17 protein-coding genes and 1 tRNA gene are annotated in these 18,447 nt (G+C 26.1%); 11 read left to right on the forward strand and 7 right to left on the reverse strand.

What is annotated here, in order from left to right; genetic code table 11:
* The first annotated feature begins 34 nt into the window (after window positions 1–34).
* Both lptF and lptG read left to right on the forward strand, forming a co-directional pair.
* A complete protein-coding gene (lptF, locus tag Bsans602_RS00180; RefSeq protein WP_500837115.1) occupies window positions 35–1,144 on the forward strand; it encodes an LPS export ABC transporter permease LptF in 1,110 nt (369 codons plus the stop codon).
* A gap of 17 nt (window positions 1,145–1,161) precedes the next feature.
* Window positions 1,162–2,235: an LPS export ABC transporter permease LptG gene (lptG, locus tag Bsans602_RS00185; protein ID WP_500837116.1), complete on the forward strand. Its 1,074-nt coding sequence runs from the start codon at window positions 1,162–1,164 to the stop codon at window positions 2,233–2,235.
* A gap of 37 nt (window positions 2,236–2,272) precedes the next feature.
* Here the strand turns inward: lptG and Bsans602_RS00190 are convergent, their stop codons facing one another.
* Window positions 2,273–3,172 carry a LysR family transcriptional regulator gene (locus Bsans602_RS00190; RefSeq protein WP_500837117.1) on the reverse strand — a complete coding sequence of 300 codons (900 nt, stop codon included), beginning with the start codon at window positions 3,170–3,172 and terminating at the stop codon, window positions 2,273–2,275.
* 285 nt (window positions 3,173–3,457) lie between these two features.
* On the opposite strand from Bsans602_RS00190, the gene Bsans602_RS00195 reads away from it, so the two are divergent.
* From Bsans602_RS00195 to Bsans602_RS00210, 4 genes are all read left to right on the forward strand, one after another.
* Window positions 3,458–3,540, forward strand: a tRNA-Leu gene (locus tag Bsans602_RS00195).
* 325 nt (window positions 3,541–3,865) lie between these two features.
* Entirely contained in the window at window positions 3,866–4,006 is a 141-nt protein-coding gene (locus Bsans602_RS00200) for a hypothetical protein (RefSeq protein WP_500837118.1), read from the forward strand.
* Window positions 4,007–4,026: 20 nt separating this feature from the next.
* Entirely contained in the window at window positions 4,027–4,668 is a 642-nt protein-coding gene (locus tag Bsans602_RS00205; protein WP_500837119.1) for a metal ABC transporter ATP-binding protein, read from the forward strand.
* 82 nt (window positions 4,669–4,750) lie between these two features.
* The gene (locus Bsans602_RS00210; protein WP_500837120.1) at window positions 4,751–5,608 is read left to right on the forward strand and encodes a metal ABC transporter permease; all 858 of its coding nucleotides are present in this window, start codon (window positions 4,751–4,753) and stop codon (window positions 5,606–5,608) included.
* A gap of 954 nt (window positions 5,609–6,562) precedes the next feature.
* Here Bsans602_RS00210 and lptB read toward each other — a convergent pair.
* Genes lptB through lptC form a run of 3 tightly spaced genes read right to left on the reverse strand, consistent with a single transcriptional unit; the run spans window position 6,563 to window position 8,424 of the window.
* On the reverse strand, window positions 6,563–7,288 hold the full coding sequence (gene lptB, locus Bsans602_RS00215) for an LPS export ABC transporter ATP-binding protein (RefSeq protein ID WP_500837121.1): 726 nt from the start codon (window positions 7,286–7,288) through the stop codon (window positions 6,563–6,565).
* Window positions 7,289–7,319: 31 nt separating this feature from the next.
* On the reverse strand, window positions 7,320–7,784 hold the full coding sequence (lptA, locus tag Bsans602_RS00220) for a lipopolysaccharide transport periplasmic protein LptA (protein WP_500837122.1): 465 nt from the start codon (window positions 7,782–7,784) through the stop codon (window positions 7,320–7,322).
* Between the two features lie 49 nt (window positions 7,785–7,833).
* Window positions 7,834–8,424, reverse strand: a complete 591-nt coding sequence (gene lptC / locus Bsans602_RS00225; RefSeq protein ID WP_500837123.1) for an LPS export ABC transporter periplasmic protein LptC — start codon at window positions 8,422–8,424, stop codon at window positions 7,834–7,836.
* 1,533 nt (window positions 8,425–9,957) lie between these two features.
* On the opposite strand from lptC, the gene Bsans602_RS00230 reads away from it, so the two are divergent.
* Together Bsans602_RS00230 and murA are read left to right on the forward strand one after the other, a co-directional pair.
* A complete protein-coding gene (locus Bsans602_RS00230; protein ID WP_500837124.1) occupies window positions 9,958–10,212 on the forward strand; it encodes a BolA family protein in 255 nt (84 codons plus the stop codon).
* Between the two features lie 48 nt (window positions 10,213–10,260).
* Window positions 10,261–11,526 carry a UDP-N-acetylglucosamine 1-carboxyvinyltransferase gene (gene murA, locus Bsans602_RS00235; protein ID WP_500837125.1) on the forward strand — a complete coding sequence of 422 codons (1,266 nt, stop codon included), beginning with the start codon at window positions 10,261–10,263 and terminating at the stop codon, window positions 11,524–11,526.
* 261 nt (window positions 11,527–11,787) lie between these two features.
* Here the strand turns inward: murA and Bsans602_RS00240 are convergent, their stop codons facing one another.
* Entirely contained in the window at window positions 11,788–13,164 is a 1,377-nt protein-coding gene (locus Bsans602_RS00240) for a Do family serine endopeptidase (RefSeq protein WP_500837126.1), read from the reverse strand.
* A 201-nt stretch (window positions 13,165–13,365) separates the two neighbouring features.
* On the reverse strand, window positions 13,366–13,755 hold the full coding sequence (locus Bsans602_RS00245; RefSeq protein WP_500837127.1) for a Z-ring associated ZapG family protein: 390 nt from the start codon (window positions 13,753–13,755) through the stop codon (window positions 13,366–13,368).
* A gap of 565 nt (window positions 13,756–14,320) precedes the next feature.
* Between Bsans602_RS00245 and rplM the strand changes: the two genes are divergently transcribed.
* Window positions 14,321–14,749 (forward strand): 50S ribosomal protein L13, encoded by a 429-nt coding sequence (gene rplM / locus Bsans602_RS00250; RefSeq protein WP_500837128.1) that lies wholly within the window; start codon window positions 14,321–14,323, stop codon window positions 14,747–14,749.
* 27 nt (window positions 14,750–14,776) lie between these two features.
* On the forward strand, window positions 14,777–15,181 hold the full coding sequence (gene rpsI / locus Bsans602_RS00255) for a 30S ribosomal protein S9 (RefSeq protein WP_500837129.1): 405 nt from the start codon (window positions 14,777–14,779) through the stop codon (window positions 15,179–15,181).
* A gap of 1,232 nt (window positions 15,182–16,413) precedes the next feature.
* On the opposite strand, the gene dolP is transcribed toward rpsI, so the two are convergent.
* A complete protein-coding gene (dolP, locus tag Bsans602_RS00260) occupies window positions 16,414–17,001 on the reverse strand; it encodes a division/outer membrane stress-associated lipid-binding lipoprotein (protein ID WP_500837130.1) in 588 nt (195 codons plus the stop codon).
* A 520-nt stretch (window positions 17,002–17,521) separates the two neighbouring features.
* On the opposite strand from dolP, the gene rsmI reads away from it, so the two are divergent.
* Window positions 17,522–18,400 carry a 16S rRNA (cytidine(1402)-2'-O)-methyltransferase gene (rsmI, locus tag Bsans602_RS00265; RefSeq protein WP_500837131.1) on the forward strand — a complete coding sequence of 293 codons (879 nt, stop codon included), beginning with the start codon at window positions 17,522–17,524 and terminating at the stop codon, window positions 18,398–18,400.
* The last annotated feature ends 47 nt before the right edge of the window (window positions 18,401–18,447 follow it).

An 18,447-nucleotide genomic window follows, 5' to 3' on the forward strand; every position in this document is an offset into this window, starting at 1 on the left:
AATTTTGATATAAAAATAAGTTTTAGGTAAAGCAATGATATTTACGAAGTATATATTAAAAGAAATGTTCAGAAATCAACTAATTATTTTAGTATTATTATTTTTAGTTTGTTTTTGTCAAAAATTGATTAAAATGTTGGGATTGGTAATAGATAGTAATATTTCAATGTATTTAGTTTTCTTATGTCTTGGTTTAAACATACCAGAAGCAGGAAAATTACTTATTCCTTTTAGTGTATTTTTGAGTGTACTAGCAACTTTTTATCGCCTACATATTCATAACGAAATTATAGCTATGTATTCTTGTGCTGTAGATAAATACATTCTTATAAGGAGTATATTTTTATTTAGTGGAATTGTAGCAACGTTTGCTATGGTTAATATAGGGTGGTTATCTCCTTATTGTTCGAGTTATCAAAATAAATTATTGTGTGAAATAAAAGAAAACATTAATTTAGCTGTTTTGTCAGAAAAGAAATTTCAATCATTATCTAGTAAATATTTAACTTTATTTGTAGATAATATCCAGGGTAAAAAATTAAAACATGTTTTTTTAGTAAAAATAAATCAAAATAAAAACAATGATATGTTTACAATTATTACATCAGAACAAGGTAATATTGATCAAAATCCTGATGGTTCCCGATTTATTATTTTAGAAAAAGGTACTTATTACGAAATTTATAATAAATGCGAATTATATAAAAATATATTTATAACTGATTTTTTTAAGTATAAAGTGTCGATTAGTAATACGTTTAAAACATTGTTAAAAAAAAACAAATCCATTGATTATATGTCTATAGATCAATTATGGTGTTCTGCTGAACCAGAAGCACGTGTAGAGCTACATTGGCGTTTAACTTTGTTAATGTCTATTTTTATTATGCCAATGATTACAACCTTATTAAGTATTACTATTTCATATAACTATTTGTCAAATTTTTTATTAACAATTTTTTTGTATACTATTTTTTTTGTTTTGCATACCTTATTACGTTCTCACATTATTTTAGAGAAAACAAATCCTATGATATGGATGTGGGTTATAAATAGCATTTATTTATTCATAGCCTTATTAGTTAATGCATGGGATACTTCTTGTATGAAAAAATTAGTTCTAATAATACTTCATCGTAATTAAATAAAAGTACAGTTCATATGTTCAATATTTTGAACCATTACATTAGAAAAGTAATTATATCAAGCACAATAGTGGTGTTTTTAGTGTTGATATCTTTATCTAGTATAATTAGATTAGTGGACGAACTACGTAAAATAGAAGAAGGCAATTATTCTATTTTTGAAATTGTTATTTATATTGTTTTAAGTTTACCAAAAGATTTTGAACTATTTTTTCCTATAGCTACTTTATTGGGGGGGCTTTTAGGTTTAAGTACACTTGAAGTACATAATGAGTTTATAGCAATGCAAGTTTCTGGATTGAGTAAACTACAAATTGCTTTTTCAGTTATAAAAGCTTCTATTCCTGTACTACTGTGTAGTATGATTTCTAGTGAGTGGGTGGTACCTAATAGTGAAAAAATAATACATATGTATCGTGATAAATCACAATATGATGCTTATTTATTGTCTATAAAGTTTAAAGATCTATGGTTTATAAACAATAATGATTTTGTTTATGTTAAGCATGTGGTTTCATGCAACGAGTTATTGGGAGTAAAATTGTATAATTTCGATAAAGAAAAAAAATTGAAAAAGATATTTTACGTTGATCGAGCAGTATTTATTAATAAAGTATGGCATTTAATTGATGTGAATGAATTGGATATTTCTAGCGAGATGTGTATTGTTAATAAAAAAATATCACATTCTGAATGGCATACTGCGTTAACTCCATACAAATTATCGATGATGATTACTCATCCAAATATTTTATCTATTTCTAAATTATATCATTGTGCTAAATATTTTAATAAAGTTGGTCAAAATTCTAAGTATTATCAGATGATCTTTTGGAATAAGATATTGTCTCCTATATCTGGGTCAACTATGACCATAATGGCATTAGCGTGTACTTTTGGTCCATTATATAAAAAAAAGATAGGATTTAGATTATTCATAGGAAGTATAATCGGATTTTTATTCTATATTTTAAATCAAATATTTGGAATATTAGGTATAATGTACAATATCTATCCAATAGTTGGATCAATATCGCCTAGTATAATATTTTTGGCAATTAGTATAATTATTATATGGATATATTCATAAATTTATTAAATTAACAATCTTTAAAAAATTTTTATATTTATTTTATTTTAGTTAAAAGCATGGTTTTAGTAAATTCTCGTAACCATTTATGAGCAGGAGAATGATTATGTTTAGAATGCCATGCTTGTATAATGTTTCTTTTTCCTAGATTAAAATCAGCATGAAAATATGTTACTGATATGTTTAATTTTTGTGCAATTGTTAACACAAATTCTGGGATTATAGCTAATGCGTCTGAATGAATGATAGCATTTACAGTGGTAATGTATTCAGGAGTAATACCAATTAGATTTCGTTCTGACCAAAAGTATTTGTTATATTCGTCAGAATTAGTTAGGTATTCATTTTTAGTTTGAATAAATTGATATTTTAATAAATTATCCATATTTTTACTTTTGGATAAAATAGGATGGTGATTTCGGCAAATTAAACAACACTTAGATACATAGATGGTTCTAATAGTTATTTCAGGATTGAGAGGACGCATTTCTCCTATATATAAGTCTATGGTGTGATTGCGCAAAAAATCGTCATCATAATCTGAATCATTTACCAAATTAATAAATATGTTAGGAGCGTTATTTTGAATTTCTTGGAATAAGATAGTATTAAGAATGAAAAAAATAGCATAATTTGATGCAATAGTACATGATATAGCGGTACTCTTAGGCTCAAATGCTATGTTGCTATTGAATACTGATTCAATACGATTGACCAATTCTTTAATATTTTCTTTTAGAGAAACTGCTTTGGGCGTGGGAATTAATTTAGTCCCACTGCGTACTAAAATTTGATCATGGAACAGAACGCGTATTTTATTTAGAGATTTACTAATAGCTGGAGCAGTAACATTTAGTTTTTTTGCTGCTAAATTTACGCTATTATCTTCTAATAACGCATTTAGAACTACTAGTAAATTAAAATCAAAATTGTTCATATAATGAAATTTCATATAATATTTATTTACTAGGTATTATAATGTATAAATATACAAGAGTAAAATATATTAATGTAATCAATTATAATATTACCTATCAGTAATAAGTGTATTAGATATAATATCATATTTATATTTTATATAAAACAAGAACTATAAGTAATAGGTGTAGTTGAGAAGAATAAAAATGTATGATATATTTGTCGTTGTGAATGGTATTAAAAAATTAACATTTGATCATTAAATTTCAATTTAGACAATAATTTTAGGGGTATTTGTTTATTTGCCGAAGTGGCGAAATAGGTAGACGCAATTGACTCAAAATCAATCACTTTTATAGTGTGCCGGTTCGATCCCGGCCTTCGGCAGTGTTTATGTAAAGTTGTTATAACAGAACAAACTAAAAATATCTATGTTTCAAATTTTTAACTTTGAAACCTGGGAGTATTACGTTAAAATGAATAAAAATGTATTTTATAACGATAGATGAAAGTAGTTTATTTTTGAATTAGAGTGAACGCATGCGGTAGTTATGGTCAGAGAAATTGGAATTGAAATTTGATAAGAATTTGAGTTGTCATTAAAAGTATCGTGGGTGACAAGGCAGGAAAGGGGATTGAAATTATGTTAGAATGGGGTTTTTGATTAATAAAATGTTATGTTATAACATAACTTTAGTTGAAGAGAGTTTTCATGTCATCATTTTGTTCTAAACAACGTTTATCTATTGGTATGAAATTATTTATTGCTTCAGGATTAATTCGTATGCTCATAGCATTGGTGATATTGATATGTTTGTGGGTTGCTATTCTTTGGTCCTCCTTATTACCATAATAATATAAGGTAACTCCATGATGACATTATATAATGTAACAGCAGGGTATTATGGCCGTAATGTTAGTCCATCTGTGAGTGGCCGTATTAAGTATGGCAGTATGATTGCTATTGTAGGACCCAACGGAATAGGGAAATCTACTTTATTAAAAACATTAGCCGGATTGTTACCTCCAATATCTGGCACATTAGAATTTGGAAAAAGAGGTAAACCTCGTATAAGTTATTTACCTCAAGGTAAAACTATAGATCATCATTTTCCATTAACTGTTTTTGATGTAGTATCTATGGGTTGTTGGCCTAGAATAAATTTGTTAAAAAAACTAAATCGACGTCAAACAACCGTAATTTGGCGTTCTTTAGAACAGGTAAAATTATTAGATTTGTTAAATCAATATATAGAAAACTTATCAGGCGGACAAATTCAACGTATGTTATTTGCTAGAATATTAACACAACAAGCATCATTGATTTTACTTGATGAGCCATTTCAAGGCGTTGATACAAATACTTGTAAAATAATGATACGTTCCGTAAACTTGCTGTGTAAACGAGGTTGTACTGTGATTGCTGTGTTGCATAATGATGAATTAGTAACTGAATATTTTCCTAATATATTATCATTAACTCATTCTTGTAGTACTTGGTATCTTTCTGTATAAATATAATAATTTAATTTTATGTGATTTTATATTATTTATATGTAAAATTGTTGATGTATAATACATTTATTGTGGTAAAAATATGACCATTCATATGTTGTTTGATCCTTTTATTAATTGTGGCTATATGCGTAGAGCTATAGTTGCTTGTTGTGTGTTGTCCATTAGTATGACACCAATTGGTAATTTTTTAATGTTAAAACGTATGAGTCTAGTGGGAGATGTATTGTCTCATGCTATATTACCAGGAGTAGCTATAGGATATTTTTTTTCAGGTATGTCATTTTTTGTCATGAGCGTAGGAGGATTTATTTCTGGTTTAGTTGTTGCGATATTATCTAATTGGATTAGCGAAAAAACATCGTTGCAAAAAGATGCTAGTTTTTCTGGATTTTATCTGGGATCTTTAGCGCTTGGGGTGATATTAATGTCATTGCATGGTTCTAATATAGATTTATTAGATTTATTGTTCGGATCTATTTTATCTATAAATCTATTAAATTTAGAATGTATTGGAGTCATTGGCACAATAACTCTACTTACTGTTTCGTTACTTTATAGAGCTTTAATTATTGAAACATTTGATCCAGATTTTTTAAGAGAAAATGGTATTAAAGCATCTAAATTTATTCAAATAATTTTTTTATCGATAGTTATGTTAAATTTAATAGCAAGTTTTCAAGTAACTGGTACTTTGATGTCTGTTGGGCTAATGATGTTACCTGGATTATCAGCTCGGTATTGGGTTAAGAGTTTAATAAATATGCTTTTGTTGTCGGTACTCATTGCTTTGTTATGTTCATGGATAGGATTGCTTGGAGCATTTTATATGGTTTTTCCAGCAGGGCCTGCTATAGTACTATGTGGTAGTATGGTATTTTTAATTTCTGTGTTTTTTGGAAGAAATAAAGGAATCTTATTTTCTATGTATCACAAATAATGAATTTTTCATTATTTATTTAATTATTTATTATATCAGAAAAAATTAAGTGTGTTTGTTTAAAAATATGATTCTTGCTAAACATAAATACATAATATTGTTTGAATACTTATATAAGTAATTTTAATTTTTATGTTAAATTATATTTAATAATTTTGTTTATATCTACTTATATGTGGAAATATTAAGTTTTTAACAATTTTTAAAAATTTTTAGTGATGGGTTTAGTGTTACTGACAAAATTATATATATATATTGAATTTTTATTTAAAGAGATATCTTTGATTATAATAAAAACTAATAATTAATGATTTTTATAGTTACTGTTACTGTTTTTTGTTTTTAGCAAATAAAAATATGATAGTGTAAGATACATAGCATATATCAACTAAAATTAATACTTTATAACATTTGTAATCATATCAAAATAATAATCGTATGTTGCAATGAAGTTTATGTAATGAAAATAAGGAGATTAAAAATCTAATTTTTAAAAGAGAATATAAAATAGTAGCTTAAAAAATTAATTATTTCTGAATAAAAATAAAGTAATTTGAAATACTAAAGATAGATGTTTTTACTTGAGAAAAAAGGTAAATAGTATCTCATATTTGTATTGTTTTTATTTATCTCATATAAGTAGAAGTGTTGTTTAATACGTATATTATAATACAATGTAGCTGTAAGTAAAATAGGTCGAACTGATGTTCTATATAATTATTATCTATTATGTATAAATTTTTTAAAATAATTCTTATTACTTAATAGGATTTATATATAGATAACGCGTAAGTATATGTAGTTTTATAATGAAATAATATTTATACATTAGTATTTATTTTGATTTAAGTTATTTAGTTAACATAGATTAGTTTATATAAATATTGGTATGTGCAATCGTTAAAAATCATTAATTTTTTAATTTGTGTGTATCCATCATACTATACACTATAATTATAATTTAATCGTATTTCCTAAGTATACTTGTTGTACACTTTTGTTATTCAATATCTCATTAGGAGAACCATGGGCGATTAACTTTCCTTGATTAATGATATATGCTCGTTTACATATACGTAATGTTTCTCTTACATTGTGATCAGTTATTAACACTCCAAGTCTTCGGGCTTGAAGTTTCTTAATGGTCTTTTGTATATCTATTATTGCGATTGGATCAACCCCAGAAAAAGGTTCATCAAGTAATATAAATTTAGGATTAGCAGCTAGTGCTCGCGCGATTTCTACGCGTTTTCGTTCTCCTCCAGACAATGTTTGACCAATATTGTTTTGCAGATGACCAATATGGAAGTTGTTCATTAATTCTACAATCAATTTATTACGTTTTGTTGTATTAAGATGACGCTGAGTTTGTAATATAGCCATCAAATTGTCAAATACAGTTAATCGACGAAAAATTGAGCTTTCTTGAGGTAAATAGCCTATTCCCAATCGAGCTCTAAGATAGATTGGGAATAGGCTAATATCTTTTTCTCCAAGAAAAATATTTCCGGAATTATGTTGAACAATTCCTAATATCATATAGAATGTTGTAGTTTTTCCTGAACCATTTGGACCTAGTAACCCAACGATTTCTCCAGAGGAGATATATAAACTTATATCATTAACTACATGTCGTCCTCTGTAAATTTTAGATAAATGTCTTATAGTAAGTGTTGCCATTCTATCAAATTAGAATTAATTATATAGTGTATTAAATGTATTTTTTAGATTGGTTTGCTAACAAAGTTGTAACAACTTTGTTTCCTTGATTAGAAATAGCTTTAATTTGTTTTTTTTTAATTGAGTATATTATTTTATCACTTTTTATAGAATTTCCTGATTGTTCTATGTAAACATTACCAACAAAAGTAATAGTATCATCATTAGTACTGTAATATATCATCAATGATTGAGCAAATATCGTATTCTTCATGTCTTCTTGTGTTTGATTTAAAATGGCAGGTTTTCCATGCGCTTCTATTACAGATGCGTGATGTACATCTTCTGTATGAGAGATTAGTATTTTATCTGCATGAAGATTGATATTTTTATATTTTAGAATAACTTGATCTGTAAAAATTATTGTATTAGTTAGCATATTAATTGATTGGCATTTAGAACAAATCTGAATTGTTTGTGTTTTTTTATGTGTTGTAGCATGAGAGTGTGTAAACATAAAAAATATACTAATACAAATAAGTATTATTTTACGTTTACTGTATATATTAAATTTCATAATAAGTTTGTGTACTATCAATTAATTTAACTGTTTGTGTATGTAAATTGGCATGCATTTTCATCCCAACAGAATAGAAATAATGACCATGTACGATTACTTTTTTGTCTGCAATAATATCTTGAGTTATTAAATTAATTATCACTTGATTGGTTTCAATGGATTGAAAATATGTGCTATCTATTAAACTATTCATATGAACGTGACCGTACAAATGTAATGTTTTTTCATGATTTAATCTAGCCTGATTTGCTATAATTTTCCATATTGGAGTATTTTTATTATTAAAAACAGTAACGTTAGGACATATAAGCCAAGTAATTTTTTGATTTGAAAAATGTTGAATACAATATGCTGTTAATTTAAATTTCAGTTGCCCTGTTGTATGGTATATATGAATCGTTATATCGTTACCTTCATGTGTATATGGTTCTTGATTGACCAATGAATTTAGCGGGGGTGTATTAAAAATAATTAATGATTTTTTTATAATAATGAACAAAAAGATTATTAATATTGGTAAAACAAAAATAAAAAAATATTTTTTATTTTTTTTTAATAATTTAGATGTATAAAACATTATATTATCTCTTATTTGCATGGCTATAATTCAATATTTATTCATGTTTTAAATAATAAAAATATTATCAGGCGGGTGATATAAATTAAATTTTATTGTTATGATTGTTGGTTTTAATGTTATTTCGATGTGAAAGACTACATATAAAATGACATGATTAAAATGGTTTTTCATCATAATATAAAATGCAGTATATATAATGGAACAATATATTCGTTCATTTTAGTAGATCATAGTGACATTAGTTTTCATATATTAATTTGTGACTTAGTTGTTGATCTTGAAATTTATGTTATTAATTAATATATAGTATATATACTTTTGATAAGTTGGGTTCTCCAATTTTAATTTATAATAATATTTTATTATTAAGTTGCGTTGTATGAAGTAACATGAGCACATGTATATTATGTATGTAATTTTTAAATTTATTTTTATTGGAAGTAAATTATTTCTACATAAAATGAACAATTTTTATATTCAGTAATAAAGTTTTAATTTAATATAAAATATATTATTAATGATCTTCATAATATTAAGAAATGATCATACTTAATAAGATTATAAATTTATTTTACGGACTTATTAATTAAATATAATTTTTTGTGTATTTTAGTTATATAAAATATAACAGTGTTTAATGTTACTAGCACATGAAGCACGGAATAAATTTTTATATAAGATTTGATTATTATCTAATTATTTAGATGAAATATTTTTTATGTTGCGGTACACATAGGTAAATAATATATTTATATTTGTATTATATGAGGTCATTCTAATACATGAATAATTCAATCAGAAATATAACAATATTATTATAAATATGATAGAGTGTATCGTTTTTTAATCTATCTGTAGTATTGTATTATGGTTGTTGTCATTTTACAATGCCAGTAATTATATACATGTATGTTCTAAAAATGATCAGAAGTAATATTATTAATTATAATAAAGATTGTTTAATCTTATCAACTACATTTGATAGTTAATGTAGTCGGTGGTGTATTTATTGATATAGTTGAAGGTGTTATTGTAACAAAAATTTTTAAAAAAATAATATAAGTAAAGTATATATTGTAAAAATTTTTAGACAAATAATTCGTTTTTATTTTCTATTGTTAAAAATAAAATTAGGCTTGATATACTTTAGTGTTTGAACAAGATAATATTATTTAATATCGTTTTAACGATAATAAATATAGAAACAAGATTATTAGATAATAAAAGATATTATTGTATATATAATATATATCTACAGATACAAACAGTTTTTTAGATTCATATAGTGTATAAGAATTTGGATTTTATTGTTAAAATATTTTTATTGAGAAATAAAAATAGTAATGATTATTGCTATATATCAATTAAAAATAAAATAAATAATTAATTATTTCAAATTAAAATTAAATATAAATTTCAGGATGTATTAATTTAAAAACAATAGTTTGAAATAATTTTTTTAAATTGAATATGATTCAGATAGTTATCTGATTTATTGTTATTGTATTTATTTGAATGGCTTTAAAGATTATGAATGAGAATGAAGTGAAGGATATTTTATTAAAAAATTTGTTGTTAGATAAAGTGTATGTTTCTTTCTATGAAAATAATTGCCAAATTATTGCTATAAGTCATATATTTTATAATATGAGTGAATTAGAACGACATAAAATGATATATGCTCCTCTCATGCAACATATATCAAATAATGAAATTCATTCTGTATCTATTCAGGCGTTTAATCCTGAAGAATGGAATAAAAAGCGTATATTATATAATATATGAAATAGGTTTTTAATTATTATGATATTAGTACGTAATTAATATTAAATTATGATAACGGATAGATTTTACATTTATGGTCCGACTCCTTTAAATGGCGAAGTGAAGATATCGGGAGCTAAAAATTCTGCGCTACCAATTTTGTTTGCTACGTTATTAACTGAAGAACCAGTAGAAATTTTTAATGTTCCTAAATTAAAAGATATTGATATTACTGTAAAACTATTAAAAAAGCTGGGAGCAAAAGTGGAACATTGCGATGTAGTGTTTGCAGATACTAGTAGTGTTAATACATGTTGCGCTCCTTATGATTTAGTTAAGTCTATGCGTGCTTCTATTTGGGCATTAGGGCCATTGGTAGCACGATTTGGAGAAGGAAAAATTTGGTTACCTGGTGGGTGTTCAATTGGGAAGAGATTGGTAGATTTACATGTTGATGGGTTGAAAAAATTGGGAGCAACAATTATCTTAGAAAAAGAGCACGTTATAGCTTCTGCAAACGGACGATTACATGGCGCTCATATTATAATGGATAAAGTTAGTGTTGGAGCTACCGTCACTATCATGAGTGCTGCTGCCTTAGCGGAAGGAACTACTATAATTGACAATGCTGCTCGTGAACCAGAAGTTGTTGACACTGCTAATTTTCTTACTATGTTAGGCACAAACATTAATGGAGCTGGAAGTAATAGAATTACTATTGAAGGAGTTCGAAAACTAGGTGGCGGAAAATATTGTATTATACCAGATCGTATTGAAACTGGAACTTTTTTAGTTGCTGCTGCTATTTCACGTGCAAACGTAGTTTGTTTAGGATCACGTCCAGATACTTTACGTTTTGTTTTAAAGAAATTACGTGAATCTGGAGCTGAGATCAAAACTGGTAAAGATTGGATTAGTTTAAATATGAACGGAAAACGACCAAAAGCTATCACTATACGTACTAAACCATATCCGGGATTTCCTACCGATATGCAAGCACAATTTACTTTATTGAATATAGTCTCTGAAGGTACGGGAAAAATCATAGAAACTATATTCGAAAATAGGTTTATGCATGTTCCAGAGCTTATTCGCATGGGGGCTCACGTTAAAATATCAAATAACATGATTATTTGTCATGGAGTTAATTCATTAATTGGGGCACGGGTTATGGCAACAGATTTACGGGCATCTGCAAGTTTAGTGTTAGCTGGTTGTATTGCTGAAGGATTAACAATAGTTGATTGCATATATCATATTGATAGGGGATATGATCGTATTGAAAAAAAACTAAAAAATATGGGAGCTCGTATTGAACGAGTTACCAATAAATAACTTATATCAGATGCATAATGATTTTTGTTTAAATAATTTTATAATCTGCAATGCAAAGATGTTTTGTATTGAACAAATTACATTGTTTGACTTGTAGTCAACACATACATAAAATATAATTAATTATATTATTAATTCAAATTAGTTATAATACTTATTGTATTATTTGCAATTTATTAGATATTTGTTTTTGTTTAAGTGTTTAAAAAATTAGATCAGATTTTATTTCGTTAGTTGCGTTAACTTGAAATTGATACAAAACTAACGTAGTAATAAAAATATATTTGTATCTCCACGAACAATATTGAGTGCAATAATGGATGGTTTTTCATTTAAAATTTTGCGTAATTGAGATAAATTGTGTATTTTCGTGCGATTTAATCCAATGATTATGTCGCCTTTTTGTAGGCCAATAGAATAAGCTGGAGAATCTTTGGCTACTTCTTCAACTTGTACCCCTTTTGTCCCATCTTTTAAGTATCCATTGCTTAAAGAAGCTCCTTGTAACGCAGGAGTTAAAACCTCTTCAGTGGTGCTGACAGAAGTACTATCATCTAATAAAACTGATATTGTTTGCATTTTGCCATCTCGTAATAATCCTAGTTTTATAATTTTACCTGGAGCAGTAGTACCAATTTTGACTCTTAACTCTGCAAAATTTTTAATTGGTTTTCCCTCTATAGACACGATAATATCTCCTGCTTTTATATTTGCTTTAGCAGCTGCAGTTCCTGGCAAAACTTCACTAACAAATGCTCCACGTTGTGCGTCGATATTAAGTGCTTTAGCAATATCAGCGGTCAATTCCGTTCCTTTAATTCCTAATTGTCCACGTTTTACTTCCCCAAACTCGATTAATTGTTGACTTAAATTTTTTACAATATTGCTAGGAATAGCGAAACCGATACCAATATTTCCTCCACCGGGTGTTAAAATAGCGGTGTTAATTCCAATTAATTCTCCGTGTAAGTTTACTAAAGCTCCTCCAGAATTTCCTCTATTTATAGAGGCATCGGTTTGTATAAAATTTTCTAGTCCTTCAAGGTTTAAACCACTTCTGCCTAATGCTGATACAATACCAGAAGTTGCTGTTTGCCCTAATCCAAAAGGATTTCCTATTGCAACAGCAAAATCGCCAACTTTTAAGATATCGGAATCAGCCATTTTTATTTCAGAAAGATTTTTGAATTTTGATAACTGAAGTAATGCTAGATCGGTTTGTTCATCGTGTCCTATTAATTTGGCATCAAATTCTCGGCCGTCGTTAAGTTGTACTTTAATTTTATCCGCGCCATTTACAACATGATTATTGGTGATAATATAACCTTTATTAGCATTAATAATAACTCCCGATCCTAATCCTTCAAATGTTCTAGGCCCTCCGAAGTTGCCTCCGGGTATATCTGGTCCGAAAAAATATTTAAATTCTTTAGGTAATGTAAGTTTTCTTGCTGGTTGAATACCCTCTACATGTACACTTACTACTGCTGGAAGTACTGTATCTAGCATGGGAGCTAAACTTGGTAGGAATCCTGATATTTCTGTAGAAAATGTTGTATGATTTATAGAAGATTCAGAATATGGAACGCCTAATGCAAACAATATACTTAGTATATTAAGTAAGTGTGTTATTTTCATAAATAGTTAATTTAGTTAGTTATATTCTTAAGTAAGAATAATATTTATACTAAAATGTTTATAAAATATTAGTGGTTAAACTGTGTATATTTAGATCTATAATTAGTTTTAATTGTCTGTAAGTTATAGCGCTAAAGATAGCGCTATATATATGAACATGTAATATGGTACATAATGAAATTTATATGAATGATACTAGTATTATGTGTTATCATGATTTTTTAGAGTATTTTCCGTATTATTAGAGTAATCTAGTGGTGCTTCTATTGGTAGCTGTTCTTTTTGTATATTTGCCTCTTTAGTATTGAATGTACACATTATATCTTGAATATGTGCGTTTGGTAAAAAAAAGTTAGCACTTTTTTTAACATTGTGATACAGGTGATGATAATCAATTATCATTTTGTTTAATGACTCTATGGTGCATAAAAAGTGGTTACTCAGTTCTCTTTGGTATTCATTTAGTTTAATTTTGTTTTTTTGTAATTCGTCATATAAAGTTTTTTGATTATGCAGTAAATAGCGAATTCTGTAATACATTATAATTGCTCCTGTAGCAATACCAATTATTAAGCTTGCAAATATATACATACATATCATGATATAATATCCCTAAATTTGTTTTGTTTTTGATGTATTCTGTTTTGCATGTTAACTGAGTGGTTAGATCTGAGTGTTGATTGCTGTATAGTTAATATATATGCTATGAGGTAGAATTCTATTCCACTTAATTTTCTTTATCAAGAGTATTTGAAAAATACTCTTGATAAAGAAAATTAAGTGGAATAGAATTCTGTTTGACAAATATTTAGATAATTAAAGAACTAAAAATAGTTTTTAAAAATTGTTTAGGTACATTGATTATAAATTTTGATTTAATTAGCAATATACGACGAATTTATTTATTATAAGGCGTAATACCATTACATTTTTAATTATTTATTCTAAAAAATCTGTAGACAGATAGATTGTAGATATTTTATGTGTTAGATATTAATGTGTATCTATTTCAAATATAAGATAAAATTGAATAAATTGTATTTTTCAATAATACTGTTATAGTGTAAAATTCATTGTGCTATATTTTTATATTGAAAACTTATTTTTTAGTTTAAAATGGGTTTGATTTTTTTGTATTGAATTGAATTTTATTTTCATGAAAACTTTTATGGCAAAATTAAATATAATTAAACGAAATTGGCATGTTATTGATGCTAAAAATAAAATACTTGGTCGTTTATCCACTGTGATTTCTAGATATTTAATTGGTAAACATAAGGTAGAATATGCCCCCCATATTGATATTGGAGATTATGTTATTGTTTTAAATGCAAAAGAAGTATCTGTAAGCGGGCATAAATATGATAATAAGATTTACTATCATCATACTGGATATGCTGGAGGAATTAAACAATCTAATTTTAAAAGAATGCTTGATAAGCATCCTGAAAAAATAGTTGAAATTGCAGTAAAGGGTATGTTGCCTAAAGGTCCTTTGGGTCGTATTATGTATTGCAGATTGAAGGTATACTCAGGGAATACACATATACATTCAGCTCAGTCTCCTCAATTCATAGATTGGTAATTAGTAAAATAAAATGGAAGATAGAATATGATCTGTAATCGATATTATGGTACCGGACGAAGAAAAAGCGCTTCTGCTCGAGTGTTTATTAAATTTGATGCAACGAATAATGGAAAATTTATTATAAATAAACGTAAATTAAATCAATATTTTCCTAAAAATAGTATGCAATTTATTGTCACAAGACCTTTGAAAATTACTAATTTATTGAATAATATATTAGATATATATATTACTGTGAAAGGTGGAGGTACATCCGGACAGGCTGGAGCTATATGTCATGGGATAACACGTGCATTATTGCAGTATGATGAGAAATTGCGTGATACATTGCGTTCAGTTGGGTTGGTTACTAGAGATTCCAGAGAAGTAGAAAGAAAAAAGGTAGGATTACGTAAAGCACGAAGGAGCCCTCAATTTTCTAAACGTTAATGTTTGCTTTTATGACATTTTTATAATATATAAATAAAAAGGATATAAACGGTCTAATTTTAAATAGTATTTAAAATTAGACATAAGTTTAATTATAATAAACATTGAGATAAATTTTAAGCAGTAACCGTTGGGTATGTTTAGTTGATAAAAATTGGATTTAATATCATTATTAAAATAATATCAATTGCAGTAGTTTAATGCCCACTGTATGAATTTTATATTATTTATAGTAGTATGGCCAATGAAATTAGCTAATGACCCGGTTTAGGTGTGTTTATATCGTGTCAAAATAAATTGATGTGATGTATATTTTATTTTTAAACTATATATTTTAATATTTACTGAGTTATATATGATTTGATGATTTCAGGATGTTTATACTGCAAGAAAACTAATATTTACAATAATGTTTATCATATAGTTAAATTTATAAAATTTTAAATTTAAAATATATTTTGATAAGAATAAAATAGTATCTTTATTGAAAGTGAGGATTATTCAGAATCCTTGATGAACGTTAAAATGATTGGAAATATAGATAAGTTGATTTTATATAAATAGCTGTTTAATTTATCCTAATTATTTTTTCGTGTGATTAAATGTATGTAATAATACTAGTTATTTACTTTAGTTATTTTATAAATTTTATAAGTATATAAATTCACAAATAAGATAATGAAATATTATATTTTAATTTTATTAAAGATTTATAAATTATATTAAATATTTATGTATAAGTTTAGATAAAATAATTTATTTTTGTTAGATATATAGATATACTATATAAAATTAAAAATCTGCGATTTAGCGCTAACGTTTATTATTTTAGAATATTTATATATATTAAAGAATGATGTTGGTTTATAAATATCTTGTATTAACAAAAGAAATGATTAATTTTTATATTTATTATATTATAAGATAAGAAATATAAGATTTATTGTGTTTGTTAAAAATATTCTCCTATCTGTAGATAGGATTAATTAAAAATTTTATTATTTTTGTATATTTGTGAATGTAAATAAAAGTGTCAGTTAATAATAATTAAAACTAATATACTAATAAAAGTTAGTAAGTAAATTAAATTACAAATAATGTATCATGTATATATTTATTTTATTTATTTTTATAAATATTATTTGTATTTTACATCTATGTCAAGACGTTCGTAAAGAGTAGAATAAACCTATTTGGAAAGAGAGTTATATCTTTGTAACTACCGCGTTTTTTTATATATAAGAAAACGCGGTAGTTACATTTTTTACCCCATTTATCGTATTCGCAATTTCTTCAGCATACTTACCTTCTACATGAGTAACTTTACCTAAAAGAAATACTTCTTTATTTTCTGTAATTATTTTGATACTAGAGGTATGTATATCTTTTTTAAGAAGAAGACTTAAACGTATTCGATTACTAATTAAAGTATCCATAAAAATAGATTGTAAACATATGGGCGTGTCTTGACGAATTGCATTATAAATATTTTTTGTTCCATTAGTTTTAGCTACTATTTTTATAGCCTCTTCAATATAAGAAACAGAAGGAGCCTGTCCGGTTAATAGTACATTACCTTGATATACAGTGTTTTTGATACGTGCGAATTTTTTAATATATTGATTTTTATTGAAAGAATAAGCAATATGAGTTTCTAAAATATTATCATCCAGTTGAGTCCCTATGGTACGGGGATCATGCCATGCTGTAGTAATAAATGCAGCAGTTCCAATAGCTAACATGCTTGAGCAACAAGCTTGCAATATTAATACAGAAAATAAAACCAATAATAATTGAACTATATGATATCTATTATTCATTTATATGCATGTTAAATTTAGATGTTAAAATTGAAAATTCATGTTAATTTGATTATTATATGGTCTATAAGCACATTACTTGAAATGCATTATTATAATAATATATAATATAAAAATATTCAGTTATACAAGTACAATATAATATATTTTTAATAAATACGCATAAAATTATTATATTTTTGTTAAATATTTTTAATAATTTAATTATGTTCATAGTTTTTTTAAAACAACTATTTTAATAAAAAATAGTTATTAAATGAATTATATTTCAATTGCTAAATTTAAATTATTCAACGTTAAAGAATTAATCAGAGTGTTTTAGTTAAATATATACTTAAAATACATTTTAATTTTTAAAAAATAATATATTAATTAATTATTTATATTATTGAATTATTTATATATTAGCAGTCTTAATATATAAGATATGAATTTAATATATTAAGTATTCATAATAAAAAATATACTATATTATGGAAATTTTATTAAAACAATATTTATGAAATATATATATTAATATATGAAGAAACTATCGTCACCAATAACCAATTGTGCACCTGCTTTGTATATAGTGCCAACTCCCATTGGAAATTTAGAAGATATTACATATCGAGCGTTATCAGTTTTGCGTCAAGTAGATTGTATTGCTGTAGAAGATACACGCCGTACTCGCATATTATTAAATTTTTTTTCTATTCGTGCATCTTTGTGTGTATTACATCAACATAATGAATATAAAAAAATACCAACGTTAATTTCAAAATTACAAGCAGGATTAAATGTTGCTATAGTTTCTGATGCAGGTACTCCATTAATTAATGATCCAGGATATCGTTTAGTACAGCATTGTCAGAAACTAAAAATTAAGGTTATTCCGTTGCCTGGTCCATGTGCTGCTATTACTGCATTATGTGGATCTGGGTTGCCGACAGATCGGTTTTGTTTTGAAGGATTTTTGCCGCATAAACATAATTTACGTATAGCTCGTTTGCAAACCTTATTAGAAGAACCACGTACATTAATTTTTTATGATGTAAAATATCGTATAATAGATACTTTAAAAGATATAATTAGTGTTTTTGGATTAGAACGTTATGTTGTGTTAGCTCGAGAATTAACTAAAATATGGGAATCTATTTATGGAGCTCCTGTAGGCCAATTGTTATCTTGGATACAAAAAGATCATTCTCGAATTCAAGGAGAAATAGTTTTAGTTGTAGCAGGAAATTGTCTAAAAGATCATGAATTATCACCAAAAATATTTCATATCATGAATCTATTGGTATCAGAATTATCTGTAAAAAAAGCTGCAACTTTGGTAGCATATATATATGGATTGAAAAAAAACGTGCTTTATAAAAAGTATTTGAGTAAGCAATTAAATAAAATTGAAAACTAAAATATTAATTGATTGATGACACTGTTTAAAATAATGATTATAATATT

The organism is Candidatus Blochmannia sansabeanus (nom. nud.) (genome assembly GCF_059935345.1).

Bases quoted from the DNA above. Each gene is read 5' to 3' on its own strand.
- rpsI (WP_500837129.1), top strand. From the start codon at position 14,777: ATGATCTGTAATCGATATTATGGTACCGGACGAAGAAAAAGCGCTTCT.
- rsmI (WP_500837131.1), top strand. From the start codon at position 17,522: ATGAAGAAACTATCGTCACCAATAACCAATTGTGCACCTGCTTTGTAT.
- lptG (WP_500837116.1), top strand. From the start codon at position 1,162: ATGTTCAATATTTTGAACCATTACATTAGAAAAGTAATTATATCAAGC.
- Bsans602_RS00230 (WP_500837124.1), top strand. From the start codon at position 9,958: ATGAATGAGAATGAAGTGAAGGATATTTTATTAAAAAATTTGTTGTTA.
- dolP (WP_500837130.1), bottom strand. From the start codon at position 17,001: ATGAATAATAGATATCATATAGTTCAATTATTATTGGTTTTATTTTCT.
- lptF (WP_500837115.1), top strand. From the start codon at position 35: ATGATATTTACGAAGTATATATTAAAAGAAATGTTCAGAAATCAACTA.
- lptA (WP_500837122.1), bottom strand. From the start codon at position 7,784: ATGTTTACACACTCTCATGCTACAACACATAAAAAAACACAAACAATT.
- lptC (WP_500837123.1), bottom strand. From the start codon at position 8,424: ATGTTTTATACATCTAAATTATTAAAAAAAAATAAAAAATATTTTTTT.
- lptB (WP_500837121.1), bottom strand. From the start codon at position 7,288: ATGGCAACACTTACTATAAGACATTTATCTAAAATTTACAGAGGACGA.
- rplM (WP_500837128.1), top strand. From the start codon at position 14,321: ATGAAAACTTTTATGGCAAAATTAAATATAATTAAACGAAATTGGCAT.
- Bsans602_RS00210 (WP_500837120.1), top strand. From the start codon at position 4,751: ATGACCATTCATATGTTGTTTGATCCTTTTATTAATTGTGGCTATATG.
- Bsans602_RS00205 (WP_500837119.1), top strand. From the start codon at position 4,027: ATGACATTATATAATGTAACAGCAGGGTATTATGGCCGTAATGTTAGT.
- Bsans602_RS00240 (WP_500837126.1), bottom strand. From the start codon at position 13,164: ATGAAAATAACACACTTACTTAATATACTAAGTATATTGTTTGCATTA.
- murA (WP_500837125.1), top strand. From the start codon at position 10,261: ATGATAACGGATAGATTTTACATTTATGGTCCGACTCCTTTAAATGGC.
- Bsans602_RS00245 (WP_500837127.1), bottom strand. From the start codon at position 13,755: ATGTATATATTTGCAAGCTTAATAATTGGTATTGCTACAGGAGCAATT.
- Bsans602_RS00200 (WP_500837118.1), top strand. From the start codon at position 3,866: ATGTCATCATTTTGTTCTAAACAACGTTTATCTATTGGTATGAAATTA.
- Bsans602_RS00190 (WP_500837117.1), bottom strand. From the start codon at position 3,172: ATGAACAATTTTGATTTTAATTTACTAGTAGTTCTAAATGCGTTATTA.